The sequence below is a fragment of the Marinobacter sp. genome (genome assembly GCF_048259445.1).
Classification (GTDB): Bacteria; Pseudomonadota; Gammaproteobacteria; order Pseudomonadales; family Oleiphilaceae; genus Marinobacter.
Genome location: NZ_JBLXHQ010000049.1, coordinates 1 through 7332, shown reverse-complemented (window position 1 = coordinate 7332; position 7332 = coordinate 1). Strand labels below are relative to the sequence as shown.

Genomic DNA, 7332 nt, shown 5'->3' with positions numbered 1-7332 from the left:
CGTGACGGAAGGGGTGAATAACTACCTGCGCCACCTCAAAAACATCGGTGCGATTGCCGGTGGTGAGTGCTGGGTGGACCCGGAGCTGAACAGCCCCGACCAAATTCAACAGGGTAAAGTCTACTTCGATTATGACTTTAGCGCCTACGCGCCTGCAGAGCACATCACGTTCCGCAGCCACATGGTTAACGGCTATCTGACGGAGGTTGTGTAAGATGCTACCGCAAGTAATCCGAGCAATGAACCTGTTCGCTGACGGTAAAGGCTATGCAGGTGTGGTGGAGGAAGTGACCCCTCCAAAACTGACTCTCAAGACCGAGGAGTTCAAGGCAGGGGGCATGGACGCCCCGCTTGAGCTTGACCAGGGCATGGAGAAGCTGGAGTGCAACTTCACCGTGGCCAGCTATGAAAAAGAGCTGTTCGCGGCTTATGGCCTAGTTCCCGGAAAGATGATCAACGTAACCCTGCGCGGTGCGTTTGAGCAGGACGGGGAAATCCATGAAGTGGTCATGGTGCTGAACGGCAGCTGGAAAGAGCTGGACTTCGGTACCTGGAAATCTGGCGAAAAAGCCCAGCTGAAAGTGGCCGTGGGTCTCAAAAAGTTTGAGCTAAAAATCGACGGGGAAGAGAAAGTCTTCATCGACATTCCGAACATGGTCCGCCGTATCAACGGCACAGACCTACTGGAAGCCGCCCGTAAAGCGATTGGACTGTAAGGAGCAGTAGATGGCTAAGACACCTGAAAAGCAGACCTACGTGGTTCTGGTGCCGTTTATGCACGGCAATGAAAAGCAGGTCGTGGACAAAACCCTTGACCTAACCGCCCGTCAGGCAGCAAACCTGCTGGCCGGTGGCTTTATTGGTAAGCCAGCTGCAAAGGCAGCCAAAACCACGGCCAAGAGCGCCGAGTAAGCCCCTTTCCTGATTGAATACAAGCGCCCAGATGGGCGCTTTTTTATTGAGAGCCTTGAACATGACTGAACAAAACAAAGACCTGACCGTTGAGCTGGAAGAAGTAACCGAAGTGAAGCCGGTGGAGTTCCCTGGTGCCGACAAAGTGATCACGCTGGATGTCGCGGTCGGTGGCGGCAAGATGAAACACCTCGCCCTGCGCAAACCCATGCCAGGTGACCTGCGTGGCCTCAAGTTGCTGGATGTGATCCAAATGGATGCCGGTGCAGTGGCGAACCTGGTGCCTCGTATTGCGATGAACGGTTTCACGGCTCAGCACTTCTATCAACTGGAACCGGCTGACTTGCTGGAGGTGATGACAGAAGTCGCCACTTTTTTCACCAAAGAGCAGCTCCCGACTCAGTAGACGAAGCGTGGGCTGATATTGCGGCGGTCTTCCATTGGCCGCCGGAGCAAATGGACGGTATGGACTTTGATGAGCTGATGCGCTGGCGAGAGTTGGCCATCGAGCGGTTCAAGGCCATGAACCAGGTTAAAAATCAGGGCTACTAGATAGCCCGTTTTTCTTGGGTGGCGTATGGCATCAAAAAACATGAACTTGGCCGTCAAGCTCCAAGCCATCGACAAAATGAGCGCCCCGCTCAAGAACGTGGCGGGAGCTTCTGGTCAGGTTATTGAGTCGCTGAAAAAGACTCAGGAACGGCTGAAAGCCATCGATTCTCAGACCGACCAGTTCAACGCTTTTCGTGAGCTACTAAAACAGAGCCGAGATACTGCAGCTGGAGTAAGTCAAGCGAAGGGAGAAGTCCAGCAGCTTGCCATCCAGATAAAAGAATCAGAGGGCCCGACCAAAAGACTCAAAGTTGAGCTTGCGGCAGCAGAAAGGCAGGTGGCCGAGCTGGCCCAGGAGATGAAGGCTGCTGAACAGCCTAATGATCTCCTGACGTATCGGTTTAAACAAGCCCAAAAAGAAGCTAACAAGCTAGGGCAAGAATTCCGTAAAGTTGAGCGGGATAATAAATCGCTCAACAAAGAGTTTGAGCGAGCGAAGAGTCAAGTTAACCAGCTTGAACAAGCGCACCTGCAGGAGACCCAAAAGCTCCAAGAAATGCGCCAGGCACTGAATCGAGCCGGAGTGTCCACCAAGGACCTTGCCGGGGCTCAGTCGAAGGCGAAGCAGGAGGCCAGTCAGTTAAACCAAGAGTTTGACCGGCAGGCCAAAAAGCTGGAGAGAATCGCAGAGATAGAAGCCCGTGTGGCCAAGTCTAAAGAACGCCTGCAAAAGAGCATGCAGGTCTCTGCAAACATGACGGTGGCGGCCTTTGGTGCGCAGCAAGCCGGTCAGACTATCAAGCAGGCGCTTGGTGGTCCGATGCAGGTTGCGGCGGACTTTGAGGAGCAGATGGCTGGCGTGGCAGCGGTAGCCAATGCGACAGACGACCAGCTATCTACGCTAACCGCTACGGCCCGCCGTTTGGGGGCGGAAACGTCTTTTAGTGCCTCAGAATCTGCCGATGGCATGAAGTACCTGGCCATGGCCGGGTTTAAGACGAATCAGATCATTGCCTCAATGCCTGGTCTTTTGGATTTGGCGAAAGCGGGGGCTACGGACTTAGGCGCCACTTCTGATATTGCCTCAGATATTCTTTCCGGTTTTGGTATGAAACCGGAGCAGATGTCCCGGGTATCTGATGTTCTGACGGCTACGTTTACCACGGCAAACACTAACCTGACGATGCTTGGCGAGACCATGAAATACGTGGCTCCGGTTGCACGTCAGGCGGGTATGAGCCTGGAAGAAACTGCCGCGATGGCAGGTTTGCTGGGTAACGTCGGCATCAAGAGTTCGCAGGCAGGTACCACACTTCGCGCCATGGTGAGCCGCTTGGCCGCTCCGACCGGAGCAGCTGCGAAAACCCTGGAGCGTTTGGGGGTGAGTACCAAGGATGCCAGCGGAGACATGCGCAACATGGTGGAAATCATCGGTGATATTGCCGAGGCCACCGAGAACATGGGCTCCGCTGAAAAGCTCCAGGTGCTGAAAGATGTGTTTGGTGAAGAACCGGCAGCCGGTATGGCTGAGTTGCTGTCCCAGGAAGGGGCAGGCGGTATCACCAAGTACCTGGAAGTGGTGAATAATGCCAACGGTCGTGCCGCTCAGGTGGCGAATAAAATGGGGGATAACGCAAAGGGCAAGCTCAAGGAGCTATCGTCTGCTGCTGAATCTCTACAAATTACTCTGGGCAATGCTTTATTGCCGGTGGTTAAGGATGTTTCCACCTGGTTGACCGAAGTTACCCGAGGCGTGGATAAGTGGGCGGAAGCCCATCCTGGTCTGGTGCGAGTGTTAACTATTGCCGGTGCTGCAGTGGGCGCTTTGGCTGCTGCCGGTGCGCCGCTGTTATTGGCTATGGCAAGCATTAACAGCATGATGGCCATGACCCGGTACGGCATGACCGCCTTTGGTGCGATTAGCCAGCTGACAGCCGTCCGTATGGGATTGGTGACAGCTGCACAGTGGGCCCTAAATACGGCGATTTTGGCTAACCCTATCACCTGGATCATTGCGGCGGTTGTTGCATTGATTGCTGTGCTTGGGGTGCTGATTTACAAGTATTTCGAGCCGCTGAAAGCCTTCCTTTCTGGTTTTTGGGATGGATTTATTCAGGGGTTCGCCCCGGTTATCCAGTCCTGCTCAGGTTTGTTTGCTGCATTGTCACCGATTGGTGATGCGCTTGGCTGGGTTTGGAATGGTGTGAAAGCAGTGTTTGACTGGTTTGGTCGGTTGTTTCAGCCGGTTAACGCCAGCGCGGAGTCATTGCAGGCCGCCACCAGTGCCGGTACCAGTTTTGGTCAGTTCGTCGGTGCGGCGCTGAATATTCTGCTGTTCCCGGTCAAATTGGTGATCGCTGGCATTACCAACCTGGTCAACTTGATCAGCTGGGCGGTCGGTGTGGCTGGTGCGGCATGGGAAGGTATTAAGTCTGGTGCCTTTTCCCTCTGGGACGCGCTTAAAACCGTGTTCGAGTGGTCGCCTATCGGCTTGATGATGAAGGGCTGGGGCGTTGCTTTTAACTGGATTAAGGGCAAGCTGGACTGGCTTGGTAGTGCTGTTAGCAAAGTGAAGTCATTCTTCGGCTTTGGTGGCGGAGACGAACAGGCCAAAGAGTCAGGGCCTAATCTTGAGCAATTGGCCGAGGCTGAAAAGACCCGCCAGCAAGCGGAGGCTGTTGCCCGCCTTGAGGTGGTCAAGCCTTCGGTACCTGAACCACAAGTGGAAGCGGCCAAGCGCGTGAGCGCACCCAAAGCGGCAGCAGCTGCAGGTGTGATTGCTGCCAGTGCCGCAGCCATGCCAGCGGCAGCGGAGCCGGTACAGCTTTCACCTGTGTACCAGGAAACCGTGGCCACGTATCAGGCACCGGCTGTTTCTGTTCCTCAACCGGCATCGATACCAGCCTTGGCGGCTAGCCAGCCAGTCATGGCAGGCGGTGGTACCACAATTTCTATCGGTCAGCTGGATATTCACGTTCAGGGAAATCAGGGCATGAATACCCAAGAGTTGGCTATTGAGGTGCGCAAGCAGTTCATGCAACTGATGCATGAGCAGCAGGCGAAACACCGTGGAGACCTGTATGACTCTTAACTACCGAGACCAGGCGGAGGCCCTGGCAAGAGACTTAGCAAACCAAACGCTGCCCACGGAACGGGCAGCCAGTTATATGCTGGCCCTTGGTCAGTACCGCTTTTCTGTGGATACGGCAGCTTACCAGGCATTCACCCGGGAGCTGTCGTTTCTTTGGCCCACTCAGCAGCGTTTTGGCAACATGGCCGCACCTCAGTTTGTCGGTCGTGGGGAGTTTAAGCGCAGCCTGAATGGGGTGATTTATCCAGAATACAAAGGCGGGTTAAGGCAAGTGGATGCCATGGCCGCTCAGGCTGGCCTTGGTCAGCCTCTGCAGTTGGTTTCCGGTATTGGTGAGGTGCTTGGTTTTTGGTGTATTACCAGTATCCGGGAGAACGCCACGGTGTTTCATCGTAACGGCCAAGCCCGCAAGCTGGATTTTAGCCTGGAGCTGCTTTACTACGGAGACCGATACAAGGGGGTGACCGGTGGAGTATAGAACCAAGGACGGGGATGTGGTGGATGACATTTGTTACCGCCAATATGGCCGCTCTGACTATGCTCTCCAGGTTTATGAATTGAACCCTGGTCTGGCTGAGTACGGTCCACGGCTTCCCGCTGGCCTGATTATTCAACTGCCGGAGATCTCGAAACCAGAGACCCCGGAGCTTCCGAAAATCTCACTGTTTGATTGACCTATGCGCCCACAATTCCGAGTTTTTGCCGACGACCGGGATATTACCTCCCGGATTGCCGAGCGCCTGATAGAAATGACCATCACTGACGAGGCGGGCTTCCAGTCTGATGCATTGACCATTTCGGTTGATGATGCTGACGGGGTATTGGCAGTGCCCCGCAAGGGGGCCCGTCTGGCGGTGCATTTGGGGTATGAAGAAACGGGCCTAGCTTACATGGGCGAGTTTGTTGTGGATGAGCCAGAGCTTTCTGGTCCACCCGACAAGATTGTGATTCGTGCCAGGGGTGCTGACCTTCGCCAGGAGTTGAAAACCAGCAAGACCCGCTCGTGGGATAAAGTCACCATAGACGATATAGTTCGAGCGGTTGCCGGTGAGCATAATTTGCAGCCCAAGGTTGCGGAGCAATTGGCCGCCACTTTCATCGAGCATATAGACCAGACCGGAGAAAGTGATCTGCACTTTTTGACCAGGCTGGCGAAAGAGTACGATGCAATTTCAAAGCCTGCTGGTCCTAACCTGTTGTTTGCTCCACGTAACCTTGGGAAAACGGTCAGCGGGAAGGACTTGCCGCCAATCGTTCTGGCCAAGTCTGATGTGACGACCTATCGGCTTGTGCTTGCTGATCGTTCTGACATTGGCCATGTTGTTGCGTACTGGCAAGACAAGGCCAAAGCGCGGCGCACTGGTGAAACGGTCGGGGATAAGACTAAACCAGGTAAGACACTGCGAAAGACTTACCCTACCGCCGAAGAAGCCCGTGCGGCAGCGGCCTCTGAGTTGGCTTCTTTGCAGCGTGGCCGTAAGAATCTTGATATCACCTTGCCTGGTAATCCTCTGGTCATTGCTGAAAGCCCGATCACCTTGTCAGGTGGCTGGCGTGATGGCTTTACGGGTGATTACGTTGCCGTTCGTGTAGAGCATCGAGTCGGTGGCGGTGGTTACACCACATCATTCACTGCGAATTAATGCCCGGGGAACCGGGCTTATCCTCTCAAATATCCTTCCTGTTGCACTTCCTTCCTTGTCTACTTCCTAATTCACCCATACCCTTTATCTTTTTGATTGAAAAGAGGAGTTAATGGGATGGATGTATTCCTATCGTTATTATTTATTGTTGTGTTATTTGCCTTTGTGGCTGGGTTGATAAAGCCAGCCTGGATTAAGCAGGAAACCCGTGGTCGAGTGCTTAAATTCTATGGCCTTGGTATGTTGGTGCTTCTTTTGCTCATCGGCTTGGTTGCTGATCCTGTTGAGCAGGCACCGGCAGTGGCTAAAGGTGTGGCTCATGAGTATCAGGTCATTGGTAAAGATGACACCAGTTTTGCGGGCAGAAAGCGCCTCCGCTGGGTGATTACAGCTCCGACCGCACTTACTCAGGCAGATAGAGCGGAAACAGCCAAAGCCGCTGCTAAGGCTCTACAGGATCAAACAGACGCAGACCTTGCCCAGGTATGGCTTGAGGTTGCCCCGTTTGCGGCAGGTCAGGGCAGCCAATTGGCCATGGCCACATACACGCCTGATGGCTGTGGTGCCAGTGGCAAGGATTGTGATGGTAAAAAATGGGATGTTGAAGCCTCAGACGTGCAATTAACCCAGGAGCAGCTGGCTGTATGGAAAGCCTGGCGCGAGAATCGCGATCAGTTTATGGAAGATGGCATGGTAAACGAGGAGCGCCTCAAATCCTTCCTGGCTAATAAGTTCGGTACCACTCCAGATAAGATCACCCTTCCGTGGGTGTCCCGTGAAAAGGTGAGCGGGTAGGGAAAGGGCGGCGAGTGCCGCCTTTTTTATTCTGGCTTGAAGTTGTAGCCGGTTTGTATTTGCTGCAGCTGGCTGCTTATGTCTGCCGCTGCTTTTATTTGTGGCATTACCAGCATGTGGAGCAGGCATCCGGCGCTGGTGTTTTCGTGGCTCGCTGCTGAGTTCAGTTCCATCAGGGCATCGGCTAGTGCTTCGGCTGCTTCTTGTGCTTTTGCGATTTTGTCTTGGGTGCTCATGGCTGTTTGTCCTTTTGTTTAAATGTTGTTTTGTACAAATGTACATTTATACTAACGTGCGCCCCGTGAGCAGTCCAGTCTTTATTTTGGTAAAAAGAAACCC

General features: G+C 53.9%; 11 protein-coding genes. 10 read left to right on the top strand and 1 reads right to left on the bottom strand.

The features are described 5' to 3' along the window. The 10 genes from ACN0RL_RS19345 to ACN0RL_RS19300 form a co-directional block, all read left to right on the top strand. The coding region (locus ACN0RL_RS19345) for a phage tail sheath C-terminal domain-containing protein (RefSeq protein WP_417519783.1) at nt 1-214 on the top strand (214 nt) is incomplete at its 5' end. 1 nt (nt 215) lies between these two features. Then, nucleotides 216-716 (top strand): phage major tail tube protein, encoded by a 501-nt coding sequence (locus tag ACN0RL_RS19340; RefSeq protein ID WP_417519781.1) that lies wholly within the window; start codon nt 216-218, stop codon nt 714-716. Between the two features lie 10 nt (nt 717-726). Beyond that, nucleotides 727-912 (top strand): hypothetical protein, encoded by a 186-nt coding sequence (locus ACN0RL_RS19335; RefSeq protein ID WP_016063638.1) that lies wholly within the window; start codon nt 727-729, stop codon nt 910-912. A 61-nt stretch (nt 913-973) separates the two neighbouring features. Then, entirely contained in the window at nt 974-1318 is a 345-nt protein-coding gene (locus ACN0RL_RS19330) for a phage tail assembly protein (protein ID WP_016063639.1), read from the top strand. Nucleotides 1319-1335: 17 nt separating this feature from the next. Next, nucleotides 1336-1464, top strand: a complete 129-nt coding sequence (locus ACN0RL_RS19325) for a GpE family phage tail protein (protein ID WP_079883262.1) — start codon at nt 1336-1338, stop codon at nt 1462-1464. A 40-nt stretch (nt 1465-1504) separates the two neighbouring features. After that, entirely contained in the window at nt 1505-4555 is a 3051-nt protein-coding gene (locus tag ACN0RL_RS19320; RefSeq protein WP_417519778.1) for a phage tail tape measure protein, read from the top strand. Continuing rightward, on the top strand, nt 4545-5033 hold the full coding sequence (locus tag ACN0RL_RS19315) for a phage tail protein (protein WP_140370973.1): 489 nt from the start codon (nt 4545-4547) through the stop codon (nt 5031-5033). The genes ACN0RL_RS19320 and ACN0RL_RS19315 overlap by 11 nt, the downstream gene beginning before the upstream one ends. Next, complete coding sequence (locus ACN0RL_RS19310; protein WP_015968730.1) at nt 5023-5229, top strand: tail protein X; 207 nt, start codon at nt 5023-5025, stop codon at nt 5227-5229. The genes ACN0RL_RS19315 and ACN0RL_RS19310 overlap by 11 nt, the downstream gene beginning before the upstream one ends. Nucleotides 5230-5232: 3 nt before the next feature. Continuing rightward, nucleotides 5233-6198 carry a phage late control D family protein gene (locus ACN0RL_RS19305; RefSeq protein WP_016063642.1) on the top strand — a complete coding sequence of 322 codons (966 nt, stop codon included), beginning with the start codon at nt 5233-5235 and terminating at the stop codon, nt 6196-6198. Between the two features lie 117 nt (nt 6199-6315). Then, on the top strand, nt 6316-6993 hold the full coding sequence (locus ACN0RL_RS19300) for a DUF4875 domain-containing protein (protein ID WP_016063643.1): 678 nt from the start codon (nt 6316-6318) through the stop codon (nt 6991-6993). A 26-nt stretch (nt 6994-7019) separates the two neighbouring features. Here ACN0RL_RS19300 and ACN0RL_RS19295 read toward each other — a convergent pair whose 3' ends face one another. Next, nucleotides 7020-7229 carry a hypothetical protein gene (locus ACN0RL_RS19295; RefSeq protein ID WP_053314947.1) on the bottom strand — a complete coding sequence of 70 codons (210 nt, stop codon included), beginning with the start codon at nt 7227-7229 and terminating at the stop codon, nt 7020-7022. Nucleotides 7230-7332: the final 103 nt, after the last annotated feature.